We start from the raw sequence: 225 nt of genomic DNA on the forward strand, positions 1-225 counted from the left end.
AGAATAATAAAYACATAATAACATGTTTTTATATTAACATAGTAGAAATCCATTGTAAATTATTGTGATTCGTCATATTTCTACTTAATTTTTAGGATACTTTTAAACTATTCTTCTCTTTTTATTACTTTTCTAGACAATGCATATACTCTTTAGCTTCACTTCCCTTTACAACATATGCTTGTCCCTTAGAACAGAATATTGAATTAGAAGTATAATCTATAT

Source organism: Romboutsia sp. 13368 (genome assembly GCF_018336475.1).
In the GTDB taxonomy this organism is placed as follows: domain Bacteria; phylum Bacillota; class Clostridia; order Peptostreptococcales; family Peptostreptococcaceae; genus Romboutsia.